Origin of the sequence: Leuconostoc rapi (assembly GCF_016908715.1) — a bacterium.
In the GTDB taxonomy this organism is placed as follows: domain Bacteria; phylum Bacillota; class Bacilli; order Lactobacillales; family Lactobacillaceae; genus Leuconostoc; species Leuconostoc rapi.
The window spans coordinates 1-24,296 of sequence record NZ_JAFBEK010000012.1 but is presented as its reverse complement, the minus strand read 5'-3'; the positions used below and the strand labels follow the sequence as shown (position 1 = coordinate 24,296).

At 36.0% G+C, this 24,296-nt stretch carries 22 protein-coding genes and 1 tRNA gene; 15 read left to right on the top strand and 8 right to left on the bottom strand.

The annotated features are described in order from the left end of the window. Positions 1-14: 14 nt before the first annotated feature. The 5 genes from JOD28_RS08965 (at position 15) to JOD28_RS08945 (ending at position 5,884) form a co-directional block, all read left to right on the top strand. On the top strand, positions 15-1,010 hold the full coding sequence (locus JOD28_RS08965; protein WP_204770476.1) for an ABC transporter ATP-binding protein: 996 nt from the start codon (positions 15-17) through the stop codon (positions 1,008-1,010). A gap of 14 nt (positions 1,011-1,024) precedes the next feature. Next, the gene (locus tag JOD28_RS08960) at positions 1,025-2,014 is read left to right on the top strand and encodes an ATP-binding cassette domain-containing protein (RefSeq protein WP_204770475.1); all 990 of its coding nucleotides are present in this window, start codon (positions 1,025-1,027) and stop codon (positions 2,012-2,014) included. 2 nt (positions 2,015-2,016) lie between these two features. Continuing rightward, positions 2,017-2,982, top strand: coding sequence for an ABC transporter permease (locus JOD28_RS08955; RefSeq protein WP_204770474.1), 966 nt, complete (start codon positions 2,017-2,019; stop codon positions 2,980-2,982). Between the two features lie 13 nt (positions 2,983-2,995). Further along, positions 2,996-3,886 (top strand): ABC transporter permease, encoded by an 891-nt coding sequence (locus JOD28_RS08950; protein WP_204770473.1) that lies wholly within the window; start codon positions 2,996-2,998, stop codon positions 3,884-3,886. Positions 3,887-4,018: 132 nt separating this feature from the next. Continuing rightward, complete coding sequence (locus tag JOD28_RS08945) at positions 4,019-5,884, top strand: ABC transporter substrate-binding protein (protein WP_204770472.1); 1,866 nt, start codon at positions 4,019-4,021, stop codon at positions 5,882-5,884. Positions 5,885-6,027: 143 nt separating this feature from the next. On the opposite strand, the gene zwf is transcribed toward JOD28_RS08945, so the two are convergent. Next, positions 6,028-7,488, bottom strand: a complete 1,461-nt coding sequence (gene zwf / locus JOD28_RS08940) for a glucose-6-phosphate dehydrogenase (RefSeq protein ID WP_204770471.1) — start codon at positions 7,486-7,488, stop codon at positions 6,028-6,030. A 106-nt stretch (positions 7,489-7,594) separates the two neighbouring features. On the opposite strand from zwf, the gene JOD28_RS08935 reads away from it, so the two are divergent. The 3 genes from JOD28_RS08935 to JOD28_RS08925 all read left to right on the top strand — a co-directional run bounded on the left by JOD28_RS08935 (position 7,595) and on the right by JOD28_RS08925 (position 10,869). After that, a complete protein-coding gene (locus JOD28_RS08935; RefSeq protein WP_204770470.1) occupies positions 7,595-7,930 on the top strand; it encodes a hypothetical protein in 336 nt (111 codons plus the stop codon). A gap of 83 nt (positions 7,931-8,013) precedes the next feature. Then, the gene (locus JOD28_RS08930) at positions 8,014-9,234 is read left to right on the top strand and encodes an MFS transporter (protein ID WP_204770469.1); all 1,221 of its coding nucleotides are present in this window, start codon (positions 8,014-8,016) and stop codon (positions 9,232-9,234) included. Positions 9,235-9,513: 279 nt separating this feature from the next. Continuing rightward, positions 9,514-10,869: a Na+/H+ antiporter NhaC family protein gene (locus tag JOD28_RS08925; RefSeq protein ID WP_204770468.1), complete on the top strand. Its 1,356-nt coding sequence runs from the start codon at positions 9,514-9,516 to the stop codon at positions 10,867-10,869. Between the two features lie 115 nt (positions 10,870-10,984). On the opposite strand, the gene JOD28_RS08920 is transcribed toward JOD28_RS08925, so the two are convergent. Beyond that, on the bottom strand, positions 10,985-12,340 hold the full coding sequence (locus JOD28_RS08920) for an MFS transporter (protein ID WP_204770467.1): 1,356 nt from the start codon (positions 12,338-12,340) through the stop codon (positions 10,985-10,987). A gap of 156 nt (positions 12,341-12,496) precedes the next feature. On the opposite strand from JOD28_RS08920, the gene JOD28_RS08915 reads away from it, so the two are divergent. After that, a complete protein-coding gene (locus tag JOD28_RS08915; RefSeq protein WP_204770466.1) occupies positions 12,497-13,597 on the top strand; it encodes an ArsR/SmtB family transcription factor in 1,101 nt (366 codons plus the stop codon). 200 nt (positions 13,598-13,797) lie between these two features. Then, entirely contained in the window at positions 13,798-14,304 is a 507-nt protein-coding gene (locus JOD28_RS08910) for a PASTA domain-containing protein (protein WP_204770465.1), read from the top strand. A gap of 131 nt (positions 14,305-14,435) precedes the next feature. On the opposite strand, the gene JOD28_RS08905 is transcribed toward JOD28_RS08910, so the two are convergent. Both JOD28_RS08905 and JOD28_RS08900 read right to left on the bottom strand, forming a co-directional pair. Then, the gene (locus JOD28_RS08905) at positions 14,436-15,185 is read right to left on the bottom strand and encodes a LytR/AlgR family response regulator transcription factor (RefSeq protein ID WP_204770464.1); all 750 of its coding nucleotides are present in this window, start codon (positions 15,183-15,185) and stop codon (positions 14,436-14,438) included. Between the two features lie 14 nt (positions 15,186-15,199). Further along, positions 15,200-16,027, bottom strand: a complete 828-nt coding sequence (locus JOD28_RS08900) for a sensor histidine kinase (protein ID WP_204770463.1) — start codon at positions 16,025-16,027, stop codon at positions 15,200-15,202. Positions 16,028-16,648: 621 nt separating this feature from the next. Here JOD28_RS08900 and JOD28_RS08895 point away from each other — a divergent pair. From JOD28_RS08895 to JOD28_RS08885, 3 genes are read left to right on the top strand one after another with little or no spacing between them, the layout of a single operon-like run. Continuing rightward, a complete protein-coding gene (locus tag JOD28_RS08895) occupies positions 16,649-17,557 on the top strand; it encodes an ABC transporter ATP-binding protein (RefSeq protein WP_204770462.1) in 909 nt (302 codons plus the stop codon). Next, the gene (locus JOD28_RS08890) at positions 17,554-18,300 is read left to right on the top strand and encodes an ABC transporter permease (protein WP_204770461.1); all 747 of its coding nucleotides are present in this window, start codon (positions 17,554-17,556) and stop codon (positions 18,298-18,300) included. The genes JOD28_RS08895 and JOD28_RS08890 overlap by 4 nt, the downstream gene beginning before the upstream one ends. A gap of 4 nt (positions 18,301-18,304) precedes the next feature. After that, entirely contained in the window at positions 18,305-19,057 is a 753-nt protein-coding gene (locus JOD28_RS08885) for an ABC transporter permease (RefSeq protein ID WP_204770460.1), read from the top strand. 77 nt (positions 19,058-19,134) lie between these two features. Here the strand turns inward: JOD28_RS08885 and JOD28_RS08880 are convergent, their stop codons facing one another. Together JOD28_RS08880 and JOD28_RS08875 are read right to left on the bottom strand one after the other, a co-directional pair. Next, positions 19,135-19,611: a DUF2178 domain-containing protein gene (locus JOD28_RS08880; protein ID WP_204770459.1), complete on the bottom strand. Its 477-nt coding sequence runs from the start codon at positions 19,609-19,611 to the stop codon at positions 19,135-19,137. A 16-nt stretch (positions 19,612-19,627) separates the two neighbouring features. Then, complete coding sequence (locus JOD28_RS08875) at positions 19,628-19,837, bottom strand: helix-turn-helix transcriptional regulator (RefSeq protein WP_373306177.1); 210 nt, start codon at positions 19,835-19,837, stop codon at positions 19,628-19,630. 264 nt (positions 19,838-20,101) lie between these two features. On the opposite strand from JOD28_RS08875, the gene recQ reads away from it, so the two are divergent. Both recQ and JOD28_RS08865 read left to right on the top strand, forming a co-directional pair. Then, positions 20,102-21,907 (top strand): DNA helicase RecQ, encoded by a 1,806-nt coding sequence (gene recQ, locus JOD28_RS08870; protein WP_204770457.1) that lies wholly within the window; start codon positions 20,102-20,104, stop codon positions 21,905-21,907. Between the two features lie 50 nt (positions 21,908-21,957). After that, positions 21,958-22,045: transfer RNA gene (locus JOD28_RS08865), tRNA-Ser, on the top strand. A 91-nt stretch (positions 22,046-22,136) separates the two neighbouring features. On the opposite strand, the gene JOD28_RS08860 is transcribed toward JOD28_RS08865, so the two are convergent. Next, the gene (locus JOD28_RS08860; protein ID WP_204770456.1) at positions 22,137-22,796 is read right to left on the bottom strand and encodes a GIY-YIG nuclease family protein; all 660 of its coding nucleotides are present in this window, start codon (positions 22,794-22,796) and stop codon (positions 22,137-22,139) included. Positions 22,797-22,892: 96 nt separating this feature from the next. Then, positions 22,893-24,002 carry an SLC13 family permease gene (locus tag JOD28_RS08855; protein WP_204770455.1) on the bottom strand — a complete coding sequence of 370 codons (1,110 nt, stop codon included), beginning with the start codon at positions 24,000-24,002 and terminating at the stop codon, positions 22,893-22,895. Positions 24,003-24,296 lie beyond the last annotated feature (294 nt).

Below are 24,296 nucleotides of genomic sequence, written 5' to 3'. Positions count from 1 at the left end.
AAGAAGGTTAAAAAATGGATGGAAAATTATTAGAGGCCAAAGACGTATCCGTTGAGTTTAAAATAGATGGACAATATCAGACAGCGATTTACAAGTTAGATATATCAATCAAACGCGGTGAAGTAGTAGCTTTAGTTGGCGAGTCTGGTTCAGGTAAATCAACATTTGCGATGAGTGTAATGGGGCTACATAATGCAGATCAAACGCGAGTAACTGGTTCAATTAAGTTGAACGGGGATGAATTAATTGGTTTGACTGAGAGACAATTTGATACATATCGTGGTGTGTCTGTAGGTATGATTTTCCAAGATCCGTTATCTAGTCTGAACCCTCTGATGAAAATTGGGGATCAAATAGCTGAGGCTATTACAATTCATGATAAACAGTCCAAACAGGTGAGTCAGCGTGTACAAAAATTAATCTCAGATGTTGGCATTGTTGACGTTCAACGTGTTTCTCAGCAATATCCACACGAACTTTCAGGTGGTATGAGACAACGCGTTATGATTGCCATTGCATTAGCTAACGAACCCGATTTAATTATTGCTGATGAACCGACGACTGCCTTAGATGCGACAATTCAAGCTCAAATATTAGATCTAATAAAAGAAATTCAAGTAAAAAAGAACGCAGGCATTTTATTGATTACACATGATTTGGGTGTCGTTGCTGAAATGGCAGATACAGTTGCCGTTATGTATGCTGGACAAATTGTGGAACAAGCTCGCGTAGATGATCTTTTCAACCAACCAAAACACCCATACACCCGTTCATTACTGCGTGCAGACCCATCGGAAGTGAATTCTGGAGACGAATTATATGCTATACCAGGTACTGTTCCAGCTTTAAAAGACATGGATCATAGTAAAGATTTATTTTTGAAGCGTGTGCCCTGGTTAGATATAGCTGAAGTTGAAGCACAAATCGATGAAAAGTTGCAAAAAATTAGCGATCAACATTATGTGCGTGGTGATGCTTGGAAAAACTTTGAATTTTTGGAAGATCGTTAAGAAGAGGTAGAGTAATGAGTGAATTAGTACGAATAGAGAATTTAAAAGTCTATTATCCAGTGAGAACAGGATTTTTCAATCGTGTAACAGATAATATCAAAGCAGTGGATAATATATCTTTTACAATTGAAGCGGGGCAAACATATGGTCTTGTAGGCGAATCTGGGTCCGGTAAGACGACAATTGGGAAGTCACTAGTTGGACTGGAAGAGCCAACTAGTGGAAAGATTTTGTTCGAAGGTCATGAAGTAACAACGACTAAACAAAAAAATGCTATTAATTATAATAAAGATGTCCAGATGGTATTTCAAGACAGTCAATCTAGTTTGAATCCAAGAAAAACTATTGGCGAAATTATTGCCGAACCCCTTAAAAGTTTTGGCGTGCCAAATGTTATTGGTGCAGGGTATGATGGAGCAAGATCATTTGATCAAACAAAAATTACTGATCGTGTTTTGGCGTTATTAAAGATTGTTGGATTACCAGCCCAGACAGTAGCACAATACCCGTTTCAATTTTCAGGCGGACAACGGCAACGTATTGGTGTTGCTCGTGCATTAGCAACAAATCCGCGTTTAATTGTTGCTGATGAGCCTGTATCAGCTTTAGATTTATCAGTTCAGGCGCAAGTATTAAATTTTATGAAGAAAATTCAACGTGAGTATGGTATTAGTTTTTTATTTATTTCACATGATCTAGGCGTGGTTAAGTACATGACTAATAACATAGCCATTATGCATAATGGCCGCTTTGTCGAAATGGGTACAACCAATGATATTTTTAAGGATGCTCGGCATATTTATACCAAGCGGTTATTGTCGGCGATACCAAGTTTGGATGTTAGTAAGCGTGAAGAAAAACGAACATATCGTAAACAAATTGAGGCTGAATTTATACAAAATAAAGATGCTTATTATGAACATGATGGTCTTATAGATCGCGCATATGATTTAGAATCAATTACAAAAACTCATTTTGTGGCACTAAAGAAAGAAGGTGCGTAATTATGTGGCGAACAGTCTTAAGGCGTGTACTCATTATGATTCCACAATTAATTTTAGTTTCTATCCTGATTTTTATGTTAGCGCAATTAATGCCCGGAGATCCGTTTTATGGTAGTTTAAATCCTAACTCCGATCCTGCCACAATTGAAAGAATGCGGCATGCAGCTGGGTTGGACTTACCATGGTACCAACAGTATTTTAAATGGGTTGGAAATGTGTTACACGGTGATTTAGGAACATCATATGTGGTCAATAAAGGATGGACGGTGACACGTATTATCAGTCAGCGTATATGGCCAACACTTTCTATGGGAATTATTGCTGCCGTGTTGACTTACTTTTTGTCTATTACACAGGCATTATTAGCTGCACGTCACGAAAATAAAGTGATTGATCGTGTTTTAATCGTATGGAATACGATGACATCAGCTGTTCCCTCATTTGTGTTTTATTTTGTTATGATGGTTTTGTTTGTTTATATTATTCCAATATTTCCTAGTTCAGGTACAGGTATTGACGATACTCAAAATTTTTCCACGAACTTTTTTAGTAACTTAAAATACGCGTTTTTGCCAGCATTGACAATTGCGTTGTTTAGTACAAATAGCATTTTTCAGTATTTACGTTCAAACTTATTAGACCAACAAGCACAAGACTATGTTCGAACAGCACGTGCTAAAGGCGTTCAAATAAAAGATGTGTTTAGGAAGCATATTTTGCGAAATGCATTTTTACCAATTGCCTCAGGTATTGGTTACTCAATTACTGGTATTTTAGGTGGTGCAATTTTTGCTGAAACTGTTTTTGGTTATCCTGGATTGGGTGCACTGTTTGTACAAGCGTTAAGTGGCCGTGATTATACCGTGATTACTGCGTTAATGTTATTTCAGGGCGTACTGGCATTACTAGGTGGTCTATTGTCAGATATTATTTCAGCGTGGGTTGATCCTCGCGTTCGAGTGAAGTAGGGGGATCATGAACATGACAGTTAAAAAACAACGCTTCGGATCAAAATTTATAAAAAATTTTTGGCGTGAATTAGAAAAAGATAATCTGGCTTTACTGGCATCAGTGCTATTAATTGTACTCTTTTTGTTCATCGTTATCGGGCAAATTTTTGTACCAAATGATATTGGCACGATGAGTAACATTCTCAGTGCTAATTTACCACCATTAACTAGTGGTCATATTCTTGGCACAACAAATTCGGGGGCCGATTTTGTATTGACATTAATTGCTTCGGCGGGTAACTCACTTGTTATCGGTTTTGGTGTTGCAATATTGATTACAATTATTTCAGTCACTTTTGGTATGATTATCGGCTATTTTGGTGGTTATATTGATTGGATTGCGATGCGATTAATTGATTTTTGGTTGGTTATGCCGCTACTCATGATTTTAGCCATTATTTTTTCAACGGCAAAGGGTCTTTCAATTTGGAGTTTGATTCTCATTTTATCAGTGTTGAGTTGGCCACCAAATGTACGTTTAATTCGTACGCTAACTTTATCTGAAGTTAATAGAGATTATGTTCAAGCAGCTAAAATTTCTGGGACACCTTGGTATAAAATTATATTTACAGGTATTTTTCCCAATATCTCATCTACCGTCATCTCTGATTTTGCATTAACTTTGGCAGGATCAATCGGTATTGAAACAAGTTTGACCTATTTAGGATTTGGTTTGAAGCATGGGACAAGTTCATTGGGCACAATGCTAACAGTGCTAAGTGGTAGCTCTGCATCGTCAGTTTATACACAATGGTGGTTATGGGTGCCAGTAACTATCGTTTTGATTATTTTGACTTTTGGGATTGTTGTTCTGGGACAGGTTGCTCGTCGGGCGATAGATCAGAGACAATCTGTGTCATAAATTTAAAAATTAAATATAGATTAAAATTATATGTTGACAAATGAAAATATAATGATATATTTATGATAGTTTGTTTTTGATAATTAGATTTATTGTATTATTGGTTTTATTATAATTGAGGAGAATTTTTATATGGTGAGTACGGGAAAGAAAATAGGTTATGGCGTAGGCGGCTTAGTAGTCGTTGCGGGTGCTGCCTGGGCGTTGTTAGCTACGACATCAAATAATACATCAACGAGTAAAGCAGTTGATGTTGGTGCTTTTAAAGGAGACTATAAAAACTCAAAATCAGCCACTAAAAACGGCAGTTTGAGTGTTAGCTATCCTGGAAATGCATCTGATCCGGTCTCTTTTGCTGGTTATACGGAATTCGCACAGTGGTCAGCTGCACAAGAACAACTTGATCCTGCAGGAAAAAATACACTTTTTTTCACGGATGAAAACGGTAAAGCAACCAACAATGGTCCGGCTAAAATGACGGTTGATAAAACTGCGAAAACGGTAACAATTACACTTCGTAATGATTTAAAATGGTCGGATGGTAAAAATGTTACAGCACAAGACGTTTTGTTTTCACTGCAGACACTTGCAACAAATAAAGTCGCGTCTGGTAACTTTACACAATCTTATACAGAAATCAAAGGGTTAAGCGAGTATCAAGAGGGTAAGGTAAAAGATATTTCTGGTATAAAGTTGAATGATGGTCAGGACGGCAAGAAGTTAACGGTATCATATAAGAAATTACCAGCTGCCGTTGATTGGGGGGATGGTGTTCCGGCCTATGCACTGCCATACCATGATTTAAAAAATGTGAAATCAAAAGATTTAGCCACTTCTGAAAAGGTAACAAAGACGCCATTATCTTTTGGACCCTTCAAAGTCGCGTCAGTATCGTCAGATTCAACAGTTAGGTACGTGAAAAATTCAGATTATTGGGGTAAGACTCCTAAACTTAGTACAATAACTTATTATGTTAATCAAGATCAAACAAAACTCGAAAACGATTTATCAAAGCAGAAATTTGATATTGTAACAGAGGCACCATCTACTCTTTGGAAGGACGGGAGCAATAGGCCTGTCTTATCAAAATACGATAATGCTAAAGGCTATGCAGCAACAGGATATTATAAGAGTGGCTACTGGGAACTCTACTTTAATTTAGGACATCTTAATTCAAAGACTAGTGAAAATATACAGGACCGTCAGACACCACTGCAAGATGTCAATGTCCGCAAAGCTGTCGGGTATGCACAAAACGTTGGTGATGTTGTTAAAAAATATGGTAATGGTCTGCGCGTAACTGTTGATACTCTTGTTTCAAAAAATCAATCTAAAAAAATGTTTTATGATAAAAGCGTTGTTGGTTATCAGAAAAAAGCATCTGGGGATATCAAAAAAGCTGGTAGTCTACTTGAAAAATCTGGATATAAAAAAGATTCAGCTGGCTATTATGCTAAAGATGGCAAACGATTAAGTTTGGTTTACTTAGCACGTTCGGGTAATACAACTTCTGAAGCTGAAGCTAAAGCTTACATTGAGGCATGGAAAAAGTCAGGAATTGAAGTTAAATTGTACCAAGACAAATTGGTAGATCCTTCTACTTGGCAATCAATTGTGCTAGATGGGAACAATAATAACTGGGACATCACTGATGGTGGCTGGTCAGAAGGCACTATTCCAACATTTGATCAGCTATGGAGCAAGTCGGCGCCATATAATTTTGGTCACGTTGTTTCAACTGATTTAACTAAGAACTTATCTGATACACAAAATGCATCATCGGAAGCATCCTTGGTTAAGAACATCAAACAATTCCAAAAGTTGGTTGTTGATGAGCAAGCGTATACGATTCCGACATTTACTAATATTAGAGTACAATTGGTTAATGGCCGTGTTACTGGATGGACTACTGATTTTGAACAGCAACAAAATGACTTATACGCACAGTTAGGTGTGTCACAAAGTAAGCCTGTTACATCAGGTAATCCACGTAAATAATTAGCAATAAAAGAATGATCGTGCAACGGAGTGTTTGATATATTAGATATCCTCCCAGGTAAACAATTTTTATCACACGTTCGTTGCATAAAAAGCGCTTAGAGAATTTAAATTCTCTAAGCGCTTTTAGTTACATATTAATTTTAACCTTTAAACACCCAAGCGTCACCGTTACCGGCTAATAACTTGTCAGATGCTTCAGGCCCCATTGAACCTGACTTGTAAGTTTCAAGTGGTGCCTTGTCAGCAGTATAAACTGCTGAAATCGCATCCACAAACTTCCAAGCAATTGCAACACCGTTCCAGTCGGCGAAGTTTGAGCCATCGCCATTCATTGTGTCATGAATCATACGTTCGTATGGTTCTGGTGTGTTTTGCTTATCTTCATCAGAAATGGTCCAACCAAGATCAATTGTGCGTGTATTGAAAGCATCTTCAACAGACTTTGAGTTAATCTTGAATTCTATACCGCCCTTAGGATCGATCAAAATTGACAAAACAGACTCTTGCGCTTCTTGTGTTGTACCAAAGTCAAATGTACCAGCTTTGAAAACAATATCGACACGTGTTTGCTTAGCAGCTAAACGCTTACCTGAACGGACATAGAATGGGACACCTTCCCAACGTGGCAAATCAAACTGTAATTCACCAGCAATAAAGGTATTATTCTTTGAATCAGCAGGGACATCCAATTCTTCAAGGTATGGCTTGAAGTCAGCTGAGTCGCCGGCACCGTATTGTGCGCGAACGAAGTACTTGTTGACTTCTGCTTCATCATAAATTTTTAATGCATTGAAAGCAGCGTTTTTAGCAGCACGGATGTCTTTATCGTTAAATGATTCTGGCTTTTCCATGGCTAACCAACCAACAATTTGCATCGTATGGTTTTGAATCATATCAAGCAATGCGCCAGCTGTATCGTAATAACCGGCACGCTCTTCAACGCCTAATACTTCTGACAATGTCACTTGTACGTTTTTAATGTAATCTTTGTTCCAAGCGGCGTCAAAGATTGGGTTCCCGAAACGCAAAGCGGCGATGTTTTGAACCATTTCTTTGCCAAGATAGTGATCAATACGGAATAATTGATCATCTTTAAATGCGTTTTCTAAATCATTTTGCAATTCTTCAGCGGTCGTGTATGATGTACCAAAGGGCTTTTCAATCATTAAACGGTTGTAACCAGTATCAGCCAGTAAGTTTTCAGACTTGAGATACTTTGCAATTGTACCAAAGAAGCGTGGTGCAACTGACATATAGAAGATACGGTTGCCGTCAATGTCAAACTTTGTGGCAGCTTCTTCGATGGCTTCTTTCAAAATACCATATGAAGCGGCATCTGTGACATCATGTGCACGATATGAAAAATGTGAGATGAATGTTTCAGCTTGTTCTTGGTCCTCTGTGAAGTCAGCGATTGAGTCGCGAACCAATTGCTTAAACTCGTCATCAGTGAGCTCTTGACGTGCTGTGCCGACAATGGCAAAGTGTTCTTGTAGGTATCCCTTTTTGTAAAGGTTGAAAACTGATGGGTAAAGCTTACGTTTTGCTAAATCACCAGTACCGCCGAAAAATGTTACCAACGTTTTGATTTCTGAAACCATAATGTTCCCCTTAATATTAAAATTGAATTCACTATTATTATAACGCAAAATTAAGTTGAAAGTATGCGTTTTCACAAACATATTAATCGTTTAATAAGGAAAAAACATGTTAATAAATAATTTCACCCCCAAACAACAAAAAATATTACGACAATTAGATGTTGGGCAGTATGCTGGTCAGTCACTTATTGCCCATGCACCAATCAAAGCATCATCTAAAAATTACTATGTCATTCATATAGATCTTAAAACAAACAATTGGCGTTACCAAATCGATGAGGCACTAAAACCGTCTGAAGTCGCTGAATTATTAAAAGCTGGTGGATTAAAAACAACGAAGGTGCGTCATCAGTATGTTTTGAATTCTGCGGTCTTCGGAAGACCCGTTTATCGTTTGTTAAAAGCCGTTGTGGGGCAATCTAAAAAAATGATTAAACGATAAACTCTTTTTTTGATGTCATCACATGGATGACTGTATTTTTTAGTATAAACCATGCGATAATAGTCGTGTATGTTGGAGGAGTTATGCACAGTGATTTAATAAATAAACCACAGCCATTGAGCGAAAAATGGTTACTTTTAGGTACGCTATTGTCTAGTACTGGGAACTCCATGATTTGGCCTGTTATGACACTGTATATGACTGGGGTTTTACACCAAAGTTTTACAACAGCTGGTATTGTCTTGATGATTGGTGCAGCGTTAAGTATGTTTGGCTCCTATATTGGTGGCAAATTGTTTGATCATTGGCAACCTTACCAAGCAATGGTATTAACAGGTATTATTATTTTAACAGCGGTTACTAGCTTGGTATTTTGGAACGATTGGCCAGTTTTTGCTGGCTTGGTATGGTTAGCAAATTTTGGTATGGGTGTTGAGCAGACACTGGTTAATTCCTTTGCGACCACACTGCCTGGGCAAAAGACACGTGTCATATTTAATAATATGTACATTTTCTTAAATATTGGGGTGGTGTTAGGGACACTGGCTGTTGGTTATTTATTTGATTATGGTTTCAGTTTATTGATGATCGTTTCGACTGTCATCTATTTAGGATTACTGACGATTATTGTGACAAAGTTTAATGTACCGATTGATACTGTTGACAACACGTTGCCACCGGATAACCAACGCATTCAGAGTGCTGATGTGTCGCGCAGGCCACAACAACAATTCCGATTAACACCCATTCTAATAGCTATCGGGGCGTTGTTATTTATCACATATTTATCTTATATGCTTTGGGAGACAGTCATGGCACCGCATATGAAGACCTTGGGGATGCCAACGCGCAATTATGCTGATTTATGGATGATTAATGGGATAACCATTATAGTGTTGCAAAAATTTGTTTCGAATTGGGCCAATAAACATCCGTATCATGTGTCTGTTATTTTAGGCAGCGTTATTTTTGCGTTGAGTTTTTTCTTTTTGATTTTTGTTAATGAATTTTGGCAAATTGTGCTTGTTTTTGAACTATTAACGATTGGTGAAATGTTGCAAAGTCCACAAGTACCGGCATGGGTTGCCCAAATCACCCCCAAGGCAGTTGCGGGACAGGCGCAAGGCTTTGTCTCAATGATGATCAGTTCAGGACGCGTGATCGGGCCTATTTATTCTGGTATTATGATGGACCATGGTTGGATGAAAACATTATTTTTTTCAGTGTTTATTGTCATGATACTCATTACTGGTGTTTTGTCATTAACAATGATAAATCGTGTTGACAAGAATTCAGTCTCATAGTAAACTAATGTTACTTGAAATTAGCAATTATTTAGTAGAATAGGCATTCGGCGTTAAGAGAAGCAGTGGTTGGTGAAAACTGCACAGGTGTTGATATTCGAAATACAGCTATCGATTTAAGCATGGCAGCACCATGTTATCAAATGCTAAAGTGATGCGCTTTTTAGCGCGTAAGCTGGGTGGTACCACGGATTTTTAAATGTCAATTCGTCCCTTCTGTCAATGTGACAGCGGGGACTTTTTTATTGTCACAATATAGAAATTGACAGGAGAAGTGGTATGGATAATAAGTTAAACACAGGAACTTCAGTGGCACTAGTTGTCGCGACAGTTATAATTTTGGCAATCGGTGTCATTGGTTTTGGGCTGGCACCCATTGCGCCGATCTTGCTTGTCATTGGTATGATTATGGTCGTTGCGCGCTTTAGGGGCATTTCTTGGAAAGATAGCCAAACAGCGCTTATTAAAGGTGTTGAATCAGGATTGACGCCATTATTTTTATTCTTATTAATTGGTGCACTCATTGCCTTATGGTTAGCCATTGGTGTGATTCCAACAATGATTTGGGTTGGCTTTAAAGTCTTAACACCGGCTTTTTTCTTGCCAACGGCTTTCATTACAACATCAATTATTGGCACATTTATCGGTAGTGCATTTACGACCTTATCGACAGTTGGGGTCGCACTAATGGGCGTTGGAACATTAATGGGCATTAATCCAGCTTTAGTTGCCGGTATTGTTTTGTCAGGGGCAATTTTTGGTGATAAGAATTCGCCATTATCAGATTCAACGAATTTAGCCAGCGCTATTTCCGAAACTGATTTATTTGCACATATCAAAAATCTGATGTGGACGACTGTGCCAGCTTGGAGTTTAACATTTATTGTGACGATTGTCATGAGTTTAGGTCATCAAACTAACGCAGATGCTACGCGTAAGATTACGGCGTTGCTACCTTTGCTACAACCGACATGGTGGGCAATTGTACCACTTGTGTTGTTGGTTGCAACGGCATGGTTTAAATTGCCTGCTATTCCTGCTCTGATGATCAACGTTCTAGTATCAAGTGTCATGTTTTTAACACAGCATAACTTGAAGGCTTGGGCTGACTTATTAGTGAACGGTTTTCATACAACAAGTACTAATGCAACGTTGATGTCGTTACTTAATCGTGGGGGGATGTCTGCCATGATGGAAACGATTATGATGATTATGCTGGCACTTGCTTTGGGTGGGTTGTTGAGCGGATTGGGTATTTTAAATCGTGTCATGGCACCCATTGTTGGCCATTTACAGACACAACGTTCAATTATATTGGCAACATTATTGACCGGAATTGGCGCTAACTTCCTAGTTGGCGAACAATATTTAGCAACAATTTTACCAGGGCAATTGTTTAAAGAAAGCTTTAAAAAAGTTAAGTTATCAGCACTAGCGCTCGGTCGAACAATTGAAGATTCAGGAACAGTCATGAATTATTTGGTACCATGGGGTGTGGCAGGTGGCTTTGCTGCACAAACATTAGGCGTGCCAGTGATTGAATTTGCACCATTTACATTATTTGCCCTATTGTCACCAGTCATGTCAGTGTTGTCAGCTATGACGGGTGTTGGGTTGAAGCAAAAAGAACAGTAAATTATAAACAAAAATTGACTCAGCTATTAAGGCTGAATCAATTTTTATTTTAATTAAACCGCGCGAAAATAAAGGGCAAAGTGTTTCTATTTCGTCTCGTATTTCGGAGTGTAGATCAATTATGATCGCTAGAAAAACAATCAATTATAATTATTACGACAAGAACTATTGCACCTAAAAGCCATCCGATATTTATATTTTGCAATAAAGAATTATGTAATGATAAGATTACACCACCAATGGTAACACCAGTAGAAATACCAATGTTTTGTACCATTCTTTGAAGTGACCCTATTTCTCCTTGAATTGTGGTTGGCACAGAACTGGAAATGAGTCCAATATTTGCGGGTTGAAAAAGGCCACCACCAATACCGTAAATGAAAAGGAAGATTGTTACTAGGACTGGTGTCAGCAGAGTATGACATGCAAACAATAAAATAAATGAAAGTGTCATCATAATAAAACCAATACTAACAAATTTTCTACTTTTATTTTCTTTGTTCAACTTACTACTAATTCTCGAGAAAATAACGAGTCCAACAGGTGTTCCAAGTACAAAAAGGCCAGCTAAACCTGCACTTACTCCCAAATGTTTTTCGAGTAGAAAAGGTGGAAAAAGAAAAATTAGTGCTGATGCAAAGCCGAAAGACATTGTTTCGAGTAGAAACAGCCCTAAGTGTTGACTCTTTTTGTATAATTTCAGGCTAAATAATGGATTTGTTTGATGGTTTTCTATTTTAAATAGAATCCACGTGAGAAAAATAGCCGTGAGTATGAGTAATCCAGCTAAAGTGCCATTGCTTTGCACAAAGGATAAACCAGAAAGTAAACAAATAATAACTATTGCACTTAACATCACACCAATACGATCAATTTTGTGTTGTGCTATTAGATTCTCTTCTACATTTTTAACTAAAAAAATATTTGTTAACAAAGAAATCAAAACAATCGGAACATTCATCCAAAATATCCAGCGCCAATCGCCAAGAGACAAAAAAAGTCCACCTATTGTTGGTCCTAGGACTGGGCCAAGTCCTATTGCGATACCTAATATACCAATCGCTGTATGTAGCCGTTCTTTATTTACAAAAGTTGTAATCAGAGCAATAGAGGTAGCTTGTAGTCCTGCTGCTCCGATTCCTTGAAAAATCCTAAAAATGATCAACATGTCAATATTTACTGAAAATCCTGCCAACAAGGAACTTAATCCAAAAATAATAAAACCGTACAGAGACACTTTAAGTTTCCCAATTTTATCACTCAGTACACCAAAAAACATGATGACAGCTGCAAGCGTCATTGTGTAGCCTGAAATGCTGATGGTTGCGATAGAATTTGTCGTCTCAAAGTGATGTGTGAGAAATGGTAGCGCAATATTCATGATGCCGGTATCAAGAGTTGAAAGAAACATACCAATACAAGCAACCATAATGATGAGATTCTCAATTTTTGATTTATTATTTATCTTCATACAATTTGCACCTGTTTATAGCAATTTTTGATACCTAGAATCATAAAATCAGCCTCCAAAATTTATTTTTACTGATTTCATCATGCGCTTTTTCACAAAGTAATGCTACAATATAAGTAACGATTTCCATATCATTCAATCAAAGAAGGTGTTTACATGGCCATTGAAATAAATTTTGAAAATTTTTCTACCCAGACAGAAGAAACGCTGACGCAAAGAGTTCAGTTTGTTTTTTCTCCGCTCAACGAACTTTTTCGTTCTCTTCACATTCTACTTAATCCTAGGCATCACGGTCTTCATATGAAATGGATTGTGGAGACGCAACATAAAATGACATCAGAATTATATAATGATTTACACTATTTTCGTTTAATCTATGAATTAGGAACGCCAACTTTGTTTTTACCGAGCAGTGAAACATTTGTCACTAACTTAGATAACGAAATTGTACTATTAAGGGATAAACTCAATGCAGTGACAGATGATGAAATGGTTAACCTTTTGACTGTGTTGACTAAGAATAGAGAGAATAGTTTCATTCCAGAATTAGCTAAAGGCTTAGAATGGGGAGATTTTAAGCTGAGTCATAATGAAAATATTATTTCAGATATTTTAAAGGATTCAGAAATTGTGTATAAACGTTTTTTCAATTTTATAAGTCAATATAGAACGCTAATTTTTGATGATTATTGGTATGAAAAAAATATTGAACACATACTTTTAGAAGAAATTGAAAGTGCTAGTCAAATCATGCATCATGTAGGATTTAAAGGTTTTTTGAATCAACTTCAAATTGAACGTATGCAATTTAAGGACAATAAACTGATAATTTTAAAGCCTTTTGATGCTACTATTCAGTTAAAAAACGCCGATGCTTTACTGTTTGTACCAAGTTATTTTATCTATCCACATTTATTTGCGGAAACGTTTTCTAAGGGTATTTTTATTACCTATGATTGTCTCAGTAATCGGCATAAAAGATTAGATATTGACCAACTGAGCAAAGCTTTTTTTGCGTTAAGTGACCCTGCAAGAATCGAACTTGTGTCTCACCTGCATGAGGAAAAAAACACGACCCAAGGACTTGCGCAACTACTATCGTATACCCAATCTAATGTTTCTAAGCAGCTCAGACTTTTGAAAGAGGCAGGATTGGTGGCAAGTGAAAAGCAAGGAAAGTATGTTTTTTACGCGACAACCTCGTTATTTGAACGAGTATTGCCAGATTTTAATTTATTGGTGAACTATTCAAAATGAAAGTATGATGCAGAACAGTTCAGGTACAGTGATGAGTATTATGATTTAAAATTAAATGTTCCAAAAAGACAGTAAATAAATTTGCTGTTTTGATAAAATGTTCTATATGGTATTTCATGCTGATCCATTGTAAGTTTGAATAATAATGTATAATGTAATCAACGCAACTATTGTCATTATAATTTTAGGAGAATACAAAAATGGGTAAAGCAAAGCTATTTGGTACAATAGGGAAAATGACTGTCGGAGCTTTAGCCCCGGATTTGTTAGAACAAGGCACAAAAGTTGTTAGTGATCAGTTGGAAAAAAGAAAAAATTATGTTAAAATTCCAGATGTTAAATTACTTAATGTAGATGAAGCGACAGCTACTATGAAACAATATGGTTTTAATCATTCATTGGTTAAAGTAGTAGCAGACATAAAATATGCTAATCGTGTACCCAACAGTGTTGTTAAAATACAACCCAGAGGTAATACTTCTGTTGACCCTAAAACATTCGTAAAAGTTTATTATATTGATGAAGAGACAGTGGCTCAGAGTCAAAAACTAGCTAAAGATCTTGAGATAAATAAGTTAAATAGAAAACATAAAACACAAGAACAAATTCACAATGCGATCGATGCCACATCCAAAGTGTCATCTCATGTGACTGAAAAATTGCATTTTAAGAAGACAACAAAAGATTCAAATGAATCTCATGAGTGAAAACCCATTAAATTATAGTAACAAATAAAAAGCCAATTCTTTTGAAATAAAGAGTTGGCTTTTTGGGTGTTTTTAAAGCTATTTCAAAAGAATTGTTTGACCCAAGTCAATGTTACACGAAGTAAGCGGTATTAAATAATCCAATCAAAAGCAGCTAAATCAGACTTTATATCTTTGATTTTTGCTTGCGAAATAGGTGGTAATTGTAATTGTGAACGCAGTTGGATGCTGTAACGTTGTGTTGATGGATTGTAATCAATAGCAGTAATATCATGGATAGGAATAATGATCGAACGTGTCACCATAACAAAACCATAAGGTTTTAATTTAAGAAACAAGGCATTGATTGTCTCTGTCGTTGTTAGTTTTGAATCATCAGTTAAAAGTAATTTAACGTGACGTAATTCTTTCTTGATTAATTTGATACTATCAATATTAACCATTTCTATCATATTTTTATTTTTAATACCAATTTTAACATCGTTATTTTTCAGAATATGATGTCTATTTGTCTGTCGTATTTTTGTTAGTGCTTTTTGTAATCTGACAGCGTTGATTGGTTTGGTAATATAGTCAATAGGCGAAGTTTCATAGGCATCAAGCGCATAAGAGGCTTCAGAGGTGGAGAATATAATTTTAATGTTGGGGTAGATTTCATTAATCATTTTTGCAATGTCTAAACCATTTTCATTATGGAGTAGAATGTCTAAAAATAACAAATCTACTTGATCAGCATGTGATTGCAAGTAATGCCAAAGATCGTTGAATGAAGACGACGTTTGTACGACATTGATGTAGTCATAAAATGCTAACATTGATTCTAAATTTTCAATTGCTGAGGGTTCGTCATCTAAAATGATTGTATTTATTTTATGTGGCATTGTTCTCTCCTTAATTATGATAATGGTATCGAAATAGCAATCTCAACATAGTTATTACTTGTTTCTGTAATGACTAACTCGCCAAAATATTTATCAACAATTTGTGTGATAATATACAGACCGAACCCATGTTGATCTGCGTTTTTAGATTTCGAACTAATACCTGGTTTTACCATATTTGTTTTGATCGCATGTTTTATTTTTCCAGAATTTTTAATTAAAATATTAACATGTTGCTGAGATTGCGAAAAAGATAGTTCTACTTGTGGCTTTTTGGCTGAATATGCTTCACTGGCCTCAAATGCGTTAGTAATTAAGTTACCTAGTAATTTATTTAAATCATATAGTGACATTGGTAGTTTAGATAAATTATTATCAAAGTAGATGGTGAAAGCTATTTGCTTTTTTTTAGCTAGTAATTCATATCGATATAACAACGCGCTAATTTCTGGAAACTTGAGTCCAGCGACATTTGAAAGGTAATCGTTGTCCTTGATTAAGTCGTCCATGTAGTCATTTAATTGCCGTATCTGACTACTCTTCAACAATTGATGAATCGTATTGAGATGAGCATTGTATTCATGTCGACTAGCTTTCAGTGTGTTCAAGTATGATTGTAGATCGTGGGCTTGCTGTTTAACGCTTGTTTCCTTTAATAACTGGATTTGACGTTCGTGTTGCAAAAAAAGAAAAGCAACACTCATCATTACGATGGCAAGAATGAGTATGATGACTGATTGTAAGATTGTCAGTGGCCAAGCGGTGATTAACTTCTTGAGATCACCACTGAAAATACAGAAAATCGTTAAGCTGCCAATAATGAATATGAGCGCTTTATTCATATTTTGGTGCCAAAATTGTTCCTGATCATGTTGGACAGTGCTCTTAGACAGTAGCCATCTTAATGTTATCGCGCAGACATTGAGAGCAGTAAAAAAAATGATATATGTTATCAGATTATTGAGCAGGTGTTCATTTAAACTAGTGAGAAAAACGACAAATATTAAGTATAAACCAGAGGTTACGATAAAACCTAATAGTAAATTTAAAATAGCAGGGCGTGCATCCAAAATAATTAGCAGGGTTAACGAGACTATGAACAATGGCGTTAACAGCCAAAAGAGCGGGTTATTTTGATTGAAACAAAATATCGTGATTGCGCTTACGGTGAAGTAACTAATTAAATTTTTTAAAGTAAATGATTCTGGGTGTTGGGTTATCGTATACCCACAGTTAATCGCCGTTCCTAATAAAAGGACTGATTCGAATAAAAATATCAACATATGGCCTTAATCCTTGTATTTTGTTATTAATTACAACTATACAGCATTTGAGCACGGAAAATATGATGTTCAGACGTCAATATCGCTTGTTCGATCATTTTTACAATAGCTCAAATACAGTTTATGCTATCAGAATAGGTGGTGTTGATTTAGCTACAAAAACTATTATAGGAGAAACCAATGACTAATAATATATTAGAGGTGAACAATTTATCCAAAAGTTTTCAAGGTAATCGTATACTGAAAGACGTGTCTTTGACTGTGCACGAAGGCGATATTTATGGTTTATTAGGTAAAAATGGCGCTGGGAAGTCTACAACGATGAAAGCTATTTTAAAGTTAATTAAACTTGATAGTGGCACCATCAAGTTATTCGATCAATATAATATAGCAGAAACAAACGCCTATTTATCCGATATTGGTTCTTTGATTGAAGCCCCATCGTTTTATCCTAATTTGACTGCGATTGAAAATTTGAAGATCTTACAATGTTTAGCAGATGTCCCTCAGGATAACATTGAAAAGGTTTTAACAATTGTTGATTTGCAGAATGTCCCCAAAAAGAAATTGGTTAAAAATTATTCTCTGGGTATGAAACAGCGCCTAGGTATAGCATTAGCCTTGTTGAAATTCCCGAAATTAATTATTTTAGATGAACCTACAAATGGTTTAGACCCTAAAGGGGTAAGAGAGATTCGAGAATTAATCGCATTACTCCCTGAAAAATATGGGACAACAGTTTTAATTTCTAGTCATATTTTGTCTGAAATTGAGAAAATAGCTAATCGGGTTGCGATTATCAATAATGGGCAGATAAAATATGAAGGTAGTTTAGCAGAACTGGAGAAAACCAGTCGATTAGTGATTAAGACGGACAATAATAGCGCAGCGGTTCGTTTGTTAGAACAACATCAATACTTGATTAATAAACAAAATGAAGATGGTTTTGAACTAAACAATATTGACCGTGCGACGATTATTCAAATAAATCAATTGTTGGTAACGCATGATATTGGTGTCCACGAGTTGCATGTTGTCAAAAATTCATTAGAAGATATGTTTCTAACGATGACGGAAGGTGCGCAATGATAAAAAATATTTTTATTGAAGTGGCTAAAAATAGACGGCGTCCATTTTGGCTTGGACTGATTTTGATTATGATTGTTGAGGTGTTTTGGTTTTATGTTAGCATGATTCGAACACAATCTTTACCTCATAAAACATTTATTTTGGATCAAAATTATTTGTTATTAATGTTAATGACGGTCAATGGTTTCTTTGCGCCATTATTTATCAGTATATTAGCATCGCGTATTGTGGCAATTGATTTTGATAATGACATGCCAAGTGTTTTGCGTGTTAATAACCAAAATCATCGACAACTATATACAGCGAAATTATGCTTTGGTAGCTTAATCGTTCTGATGTACTGGCTAATACAGGTGATGACAGTAAAATACGTTAGTCAAAATATGCATATTGTTTTTACAGGGCACCTTTTTATCATAACCATGGTTTGTTTGTTAACGGGTTTAGTCGGTACACTAGCGTTTCAAATGTCGGTATCATTTATCGTTGAGCGTCAAGTGGTGGGTATATTATTAGGACTAGCAGGCAGTTTTATTGCAATGATGACCTCTGGTATGTTGCCGCAAACTACGATGCGTTTTATACCTATGTTGTATGTGTCATTATTAAATCCTTTGATGCTGCAAGCAAAAACAATTGTAGTCAATCCATCTATATTAATCAATTTGTTTATCGTGTTTTTTGTTGGTTTAGTCGTAGTTCTTTTCACAGAATGGTATACAAATAAGACATTGGAGGTATGATATTGTGCAAAATGTAATGAGTTTGATGTATACCGAACATTTAAAGAATAAAAGATCTATGAGCATGGCGATTCTGCTGGTTGGTTCATTTCTAGGTTTGCTTTTGGGAACATTTTTATATACTGCTAATAAACAAGTTTTTATTCAGAGTCATACGCAGTGGTTAGCATTGTGGGGAGAGAGTAACTTATTTGCTTCTCAAATATTTATTCCTATGTTTTTGGGTATTATTGTCGCAAATAATATTAAAAATGAATTAGATAACAATAATTTATTTAGAATGATCGTATCGCCAATGAAAGTAACACATCTTGTCATGGCAAAATGGTTGTATGTTGCTTTTATAAGCTTAATTAATCAGGTTGTTGGTTTCCTAATATTTGTGATCATGGGTTATTTATTACATTTACCAGGATCTGTTAGCATGAGTCAATTTGTGAGTTGGGCCATTCTAGGGTGGTTTGGTAGTTTGGGTGTGATTGCGATTCAGCTTTGGATTGCATTGAAAGTTAAAAATTTCACGGCTAGTTTATTAGTTAACTTTGGTATCATCATTTTTGGTTTGATTATCTCAATTATTAATAGCACGGTAGGTGACTTTTATCCGTACAATCAAATCGTGATCGGACTGCATGCTAAGTCATTGATTAGTTTTGATCATGTTCAAATTGTTGTATTTTTGTTGGTTGTTTTTTTAAGTACGATTGTTGGTTTAGTTGGTGCGGGTGGGGCTGTTAAAAGGATGATACTTAAATAGATATGCTCTGTTATAGCAAAAAAGCGTTGTCTCTTTTTAAGGAACAGCGCTTTTCAATGCAATAATATTTCCAATATTTAAAGCTTATGATCATAAACAATCCAAGCAACTAAGTAAACAAAAAACATCAAAATTAGGCATATGGCGATTAAAATGACTGGTATGAGACGAAGTACGAAAATAGAATTTGTCAGTGCGTTGCAGAACACAAGAACAATTATAGATGCAGCTAGAATATTAGTCATGAATTGATAAGTTATCTTGGTCGCATGTTGTGAAATAAGTTTTTCACGTTCGTCTTGGTAGCTAAATTCTGCGTTTTTGGCGTCATAGCCATCATGTTTGCCGAGATATTTGCTGTACCCGTAGCGTAAAACAGTAAAAATAAAAGCAGCCAATATGAAAACTAACCATAATTTATCAAAATGAATATCGACAAGATAATCAGATGAATCTGTATTGATGTTAGAACCTGCAATCGTTGATGCGGCTGCACAAGCTAATAGTATTGCAAGAATCATATTAGATACTTGTTCAAAAATTATTTTTTTCATGACTTAACATTCCTTTTTATTCCTCAATGCTGAAAATATCATTAATTTCTAGATGAAGTACCTTTGATATTTGTAAAGCCAATAACAATGATGGCGTATAATTACCGCGCTCCAGAGAATTAATCGTTTTTCGAGAAACGTTTACTAGCTGAGCTAGATTTTCTTGTGTTAGTCCAGCTTGCTTACGATAATATTGAACATGATTAACAACTTCCAAAACAATCACCTTCTTAATGTGTAGTTGACTTCTCTTTTTATTGTATCAAACTAGAATGAGAAGTCAACTACACATTTTAAGACCAGCTGGAATAATATTTTTAGTTATATGTATGATGTCGTTTGTCGTGGGAAAAAGTCTACTAATGGCAAAGTACAATCCCGCTATTAACTTGGACATTAAATGATTTATTTTGGGATGAAAAAAATTAAAAATTGACGCTACAATTTGTTTTCAGTACACAACAATTGGTCAATAGCTTATAATAGAATTATGCAAAAACCGCGTGAAATTTTAAAAGAAGTATTTGGGTACGATGATTTTCGTACAGGACAATTAGATATTATTGAAAAAGTATTGGCGCATAAACATGCATTAGCCATTATGCCCACTGGTGGTGGGAAATCGATTACATATCAATTACCAGCATTGATGTTTCAAGGCATCACGTTGGTGATTTCGCCATTAATATCGTTGATGAAGGATCAAGTTGATGGCTTAGATGCGATGGGAATTGCAGCAACCTTTTTAAATTCAACGTTGAGTGGTCAAGTCCAAGCACAACGCATGTCTGACTTACGTCAAGGTGTTTATAAAATGCTTTATGTATCACCTGAAAGGCTAGAAATTCCAAGTTTTTTTAGTTTTATTCAGCAACTACCAATCGAATTAATAGCCATTGATGAGGCGCATGTCATGTCACAATGGGGCCATGATTTTCGACCAAGTTACCTTAATATTTTACCGTTATTGGCTGAAATTCCTGGTCATCCAGCGGTTTTGGGTTTGACAGCAACCGCTACAGATCGTGTTCGTCAGAATCTACAACAATTGTTAGAAGTACCGGATGAAAATACGATTTTAACAGGCTTTGCTCGTGATAATTTGGCGTTAAAAATTGCACGTAACGTTGATAAAAGGCAATATGTACAAGATTATTTACGTGAAAATAAAGAACACAGTGGCATTATTTATGCTGCTACGCGCAAGCAAGTAGATGAATTGTACGATTTTTTAAATAAAAAAGGCATCAAGGCGGGGCACTACCATGCTGGTTTACCAGAGCGTGAACGTCAAGCGATGCAAGAGGCTTTTTTGTTTGATGAAGTACAAGTGATTGTTGCAACCAATGCGTTTGGCATGGGTATTAACAAGCCAAACGTACGCTTTGTTATTCACTACTCAGTACCGGGAAATATTGAAGCCTATTATCAAGAAATTGGTCGTGCTGGGCGTGACGGGTTACCATCTGAGGCGATATTATTATATGCACCACAAGATATTCATTTACAAGAATTTTTTGTCCAAAAATCAGAAGGGACAGAAGCGCATAAGCAAAATGAATATAACAAAATTCGTGAAATGAATGCATTTGCTAACACACAAACGTGTTTACCAAGATATTTATTAGGTTATTTTGGGGAAATGATTGATCATGATTGTGGTCAGTGTTCTAATTGTTTAGATTCACGCGAAATGGTTGATGTCACAATCGATTCTCAGCGTGTGTTGGCCAATGTTGTACGCATGAACCAAAGCTTTGGAAAAGCGATGGTTGCTAAAGTTTTAAAAGGCTCACAAGATGCCGCTGTGAAGAAGTATGACTATTTGATGAAGTTACCCACATATGGCTTGATGAAAGACAGAACGATTAAAGACCTAAGCAGTTTTATTGACTACTTAACGGCTGATGGCTATCTAAGAATTGAGGGTGGTGAGTTTCCTGTCTTAAAAGTCACCGAAATGGGCGCACGTGTTTTAAAAGGTCAGCTCGTTGTGGAAAAGCGACTAAATCGACGCGTGATTGCACAACAAAAAGTCACATCAGCAGCTAAGGGACTTAAATTGTCTGATAGTGACAATCGATTGTTTGCTACATTGAAAGCTAAGCGTTTAGAGTTGGCACGTGAAGCGGGCATTGCGCCGTTTTTGATTTTCTCGGATAAAACCTTAATGAATATGGCAATTTTACGACCTAAAACGGCCGAAGAGTTTTTAGCTATTTCTGGTGTTGGTGAGAAAAAGTTTGATATTTATCATGACGCATTTGCAGAAGTACTAAAAAATGATATGAATTAATAAAGATGCTTGCTACAATCCAGTATATCTGGTATAGTAGTATCTGTTATGGAGAAGTACTCAAGCGGCTGAAGAGGCGCCCTTGCTAAGGGTGTAGACGTGTTAAAGCGTGCGAGGGTTCGAATCCCTTCTTCTCCACTCAGCATGTCATGGCGTTGCATCAGGTTTCAAAAACCTTGATGTAGCGCCTTTTTGTTGTAAAAAATTTATATTGTAAACGCACAATAGCTTACAGTTCAGCGTTGACTACGGGCTTGACATCTTTTAATAAGATGTGATGGTAAGAGAACCAAGCAAAGCCATTTCTATCTCGCCCAGACTGCTCTCCTGAGAGATTGTGACGATAATCGTAACAGCAAATAGCAGCGCGTGAGAGTGTATGTAGGTTTCCACAGCGGCAAAGAACCTGATTTTTACCGTCGAGTACAGTAACTTCTATTTTAGGATCGTCTTTAAACTGTAACTTGGCACCAATTGGAATCGATAGGTAATGAAAATTACGATTTGGACGTTGCCCTATTTTTCTTATGACATTTGGTTGATCGATTCCGGTAACTTTAGCATTGTAGGCATTTGGTTTAACAAACTCAGCATTGGGATCATTAAATAAGAGTAAGTCAAAAGCACTTTTAACCTGATTATAACTCGCTTTAAAGTATTCTTTTGAAAGGCTATCCCGTTTATCTGCGAGCGCAATATGCAATAATCTTTCGGCTCTTTTGAAATTAGTTATTTTGAGTGCAAATAGCAACAGAGTGGGCTTGCTATCCGGAATGCCGGTATCGTTAAATTGCTTTAATCTTTGGCTTAAATGAGCTGTTTGCCCGATTTTGATATAGCCAGGAAATGATTTGTTTTCGAGTGCATATACATAACCAATAGTCGTCATATGTCAACTTCTTTCTGGACTTTTTAACGTGAAACGCTTGGCACGTAGGCATTTTATCAGTATTTTATTTTTGAATTTACAGTTAATTCACATTATCTATGCCGCATATATTAATAATACGCCAATGACTACAAAAATAATCAGAAATAAAACATTTAGAAGTGTGAAAGTGATAAAGAATTTAAAATTAGTATGATTTCGAGAATATGCTGAATATTGTCTTAAGGCAAGTAGATTAGCTAATGAAGCGATTAATGTGCCAAGACCACCGACTGAGACACCTAAAAATAGGGCATAAACATGATTAGTAAATTGAGATAATAATACCGCTGCCGGAACATTGCTGATCAATTGGCTTGTAATACTTGCTGATATAAATGTTGCGATTGGATTTTGAGTGCTGATCGTCATTAAATTTTGAACAAAAGCAACTCTGCTAATTGCACCAACGACTATAAAAAAATTAACGAATGTCAGTATAACAGCGTAATCAATATGTAGAAATGATTCCTTGCTTAAAAACAGACATGCTAGTATGCTGATTAGCAATGCAATATTTATGGGAATGATAGATAAAACACCTAGTATGACAATGATGCTTAGAATTATTAATATCACCAATTTTTTTGGATCAATTGTTTGATCATTGTCAAAACTAATATTTATTTTTTCAGAACGTATAAATAACGTGCTGAAGAATAATATACTAAGAGCGATAGCGCCAATCAGGAGAGACATACTTAGAAATTGAGAAACACTGAGCTTGTAAAAGGTAACCATATAAATATTTTGTGGATTACCAAAAGGCGTGACAGAGCTACCGAGATTAGCAAAGATTGTCAATAAACTAATGGTAGTCATACTTGGTAAATGCATATATTTTTTGATGTTAAAAAATATAGGAACGAGTGTTAAAATTGCGACGTCATTGGTTAATAGCATCGACCCGATAAAGGCGCATAGCATGAGTACTAGGAAAACTGTACGAGAAGAACTGCATTTGGAAACAATATAGTGGGCAATATGTTTTAAAATACCTAATTCTTGGTAAATTGATACCGTGATTAGTAAGGCAGCCAGGGAATAAACCGTTTGAAAGTTGACATCTGTTGTTTTGACATGACCCACTAATAAGGCAATGATGGCTAAAATGAGCGTCACGAGGAACGTTTTATCAATTAGTGTTCGTTTAATCACGTTTAGCATGACATTTATACACTCCAGTTATAATTATATATCCATATCATAACAGACCAACACGAAAATTTGATTGAAACAGAGTAATGATGTTAAAATGAATAAAGTTAAATATCAATCGGTTGAGTGAAAACTTCAAGAATTGTTAGTCGGGGAGCTAACTATTTTTGAAGTTTTTTGTTTTCAAAGGAGAAATTATGATTTATTTATGGTAGATTGCAAGAATTAACCGAACACTGCAAACTGCTGAAAAACCTTTCGTGGTGATTGCCAGTTGAGTGTTTTCATTGGTCTCGCATTGAT

Excerpts from the sequence above, each read along its gene's own strand:
- JOD28_RS08965 (WP_204770476.1), top strand. The coding sequence starts at position 15 with ATGGATGGAAAATTATTAGAGGCCAAAGACGTATCCGTTGAGTTTAAA.
- JOD28_RS08960 (WP_204770475.1), top strand. The coding sequence starts at position 1,025 with ATGAGTGAATTAGTACGAATAGAGAATTTAAAAGTCTATTATCCAGTG.
- JOD28_RS08955 (WP_204770474.1), top strand. The coding sequence starts at position 2,017 with ATGTGGCGAACAGTCTTAAGGCGTGTACTCATTATGATTCCACAATTA.
- JOD28_RS08950 (WP_204770473.1), top strand. The coding sequence starts at position 2,996 with ATGACAGTTAAAAAACAACGCTTCGGATCAAAATTTATAAAAAATTTT.
- JOD28_RS08945 (WP_204770472.1), top strand. The coding sequence starts at position 4,019 with ATGGTGAGTACGGGAAAGAAAATAGGTTATGGCGTAGGCGGCTTAGTA.
- zwf (WP_204770471.1), bottom strand. The coding sequence starts at position 7,488 with ATGGTTTCAGAAATCAAAACGTTGGTAACATTTTTCGGCGGTACTGGT.
- JOD28_RS08935 (WP_204770470.1), top strand. The coding sequence starts at position 7,595 with ATGTTAATAAATAATTTCACCCCCAAACAACAAAAAATATTACGACAA.
- JOD28_RS08930 (WP_204770469.1), top strand. The coding sequence starts at position 8,014 with ATGCACAGTGATTTAATAAATAAACCACAGCCATTGAGCGAAAAATGG.
- JOD28_RS08925 (WP_204770468.1), top strand. The coding sequence starts at position 9,514 with ATGGATAATAAGTTAAACACAGGAACTTCAGTGGCACTAGTTGTCGCG.
- JOD28_RS08920 (WP_204770467.1), bottom strand. The coding sequence starts at position 12,340 with ATGAAGATAAATAATAAATCAAAAATTGAGAATCTCATCATTATGGTT.
- JOD28_RS08915 (WP_204770466.1), top strand. The coding sequence starts at position 12,497 with ATGGCCATTGAAATAAATTTTGAAAATTTTTCTACCCAGACAGAAGAA.
- JOD28_RS08910 (WP_204770465.1), top strand. The coding sequence starts at position 13,798 with ATGGGTAAAGCAAAGCTATTTGGTACAATAGGGAAAATGACTGTCGGA.
- JOD28_RS08905 (WP_204770464.1), bottom strand. The coding sequence starts at position 15,185 with ATGCCACATAAAATAAATACAATCATTTTAGATGACGAACCCTCAGCA.
- JOD28_RS08900 (WP_204770463.1), bottom strand. The coding sequence starts at position 16,027 with ATGAATAAAGCGCTCATATTCATTATTGGCAGCTTAACGATTTTCTGT.
- JOD28_RS08895 (WP_204770462.1), top strand. The coding sequence starts at position 16,649 with ATGACTAATAATATATTAGAGGTGAACAATTTATCCAAAAGTTTTCAA.
- JOD28_RS08890 (WP_204770461.1), top strand. The coding sequence starts at position 17,554 with ATGATAAAAAATATTTTTATTGAAGTGGCTAAAAATAGACGGCGTCCA.
- JOD28_RS08880 (WP_204770459.1), bottom strand. The coding sequence starts at position 19,611 with ATGAAAAAAATAATTTTTGAACAAGTATCTAATATGATTCTTGCAATA.
- recQ (WP_204770457.1), top strand. The coding sequence starts at position 20,102 with ATGCAAAAACCGCGTGAAATTTTAAAAGAAGTATTTGGGTACGATGAT.
- JOD28_RS08860 (WP_204770456.1), bottom strand. The coding sequence starts at position 22,796 with ATGACGACTATTGGTTATGTATATGCACTCGAAAACAAATCATTTCCT.
- JOD28_RS08855 (WP_204770455.1), bottom strand. The coding sequence starts at position 24,002 with ATGCTAAACGTGATTAAACGAACACTAATTGATAAAACGTTCCTCGTG.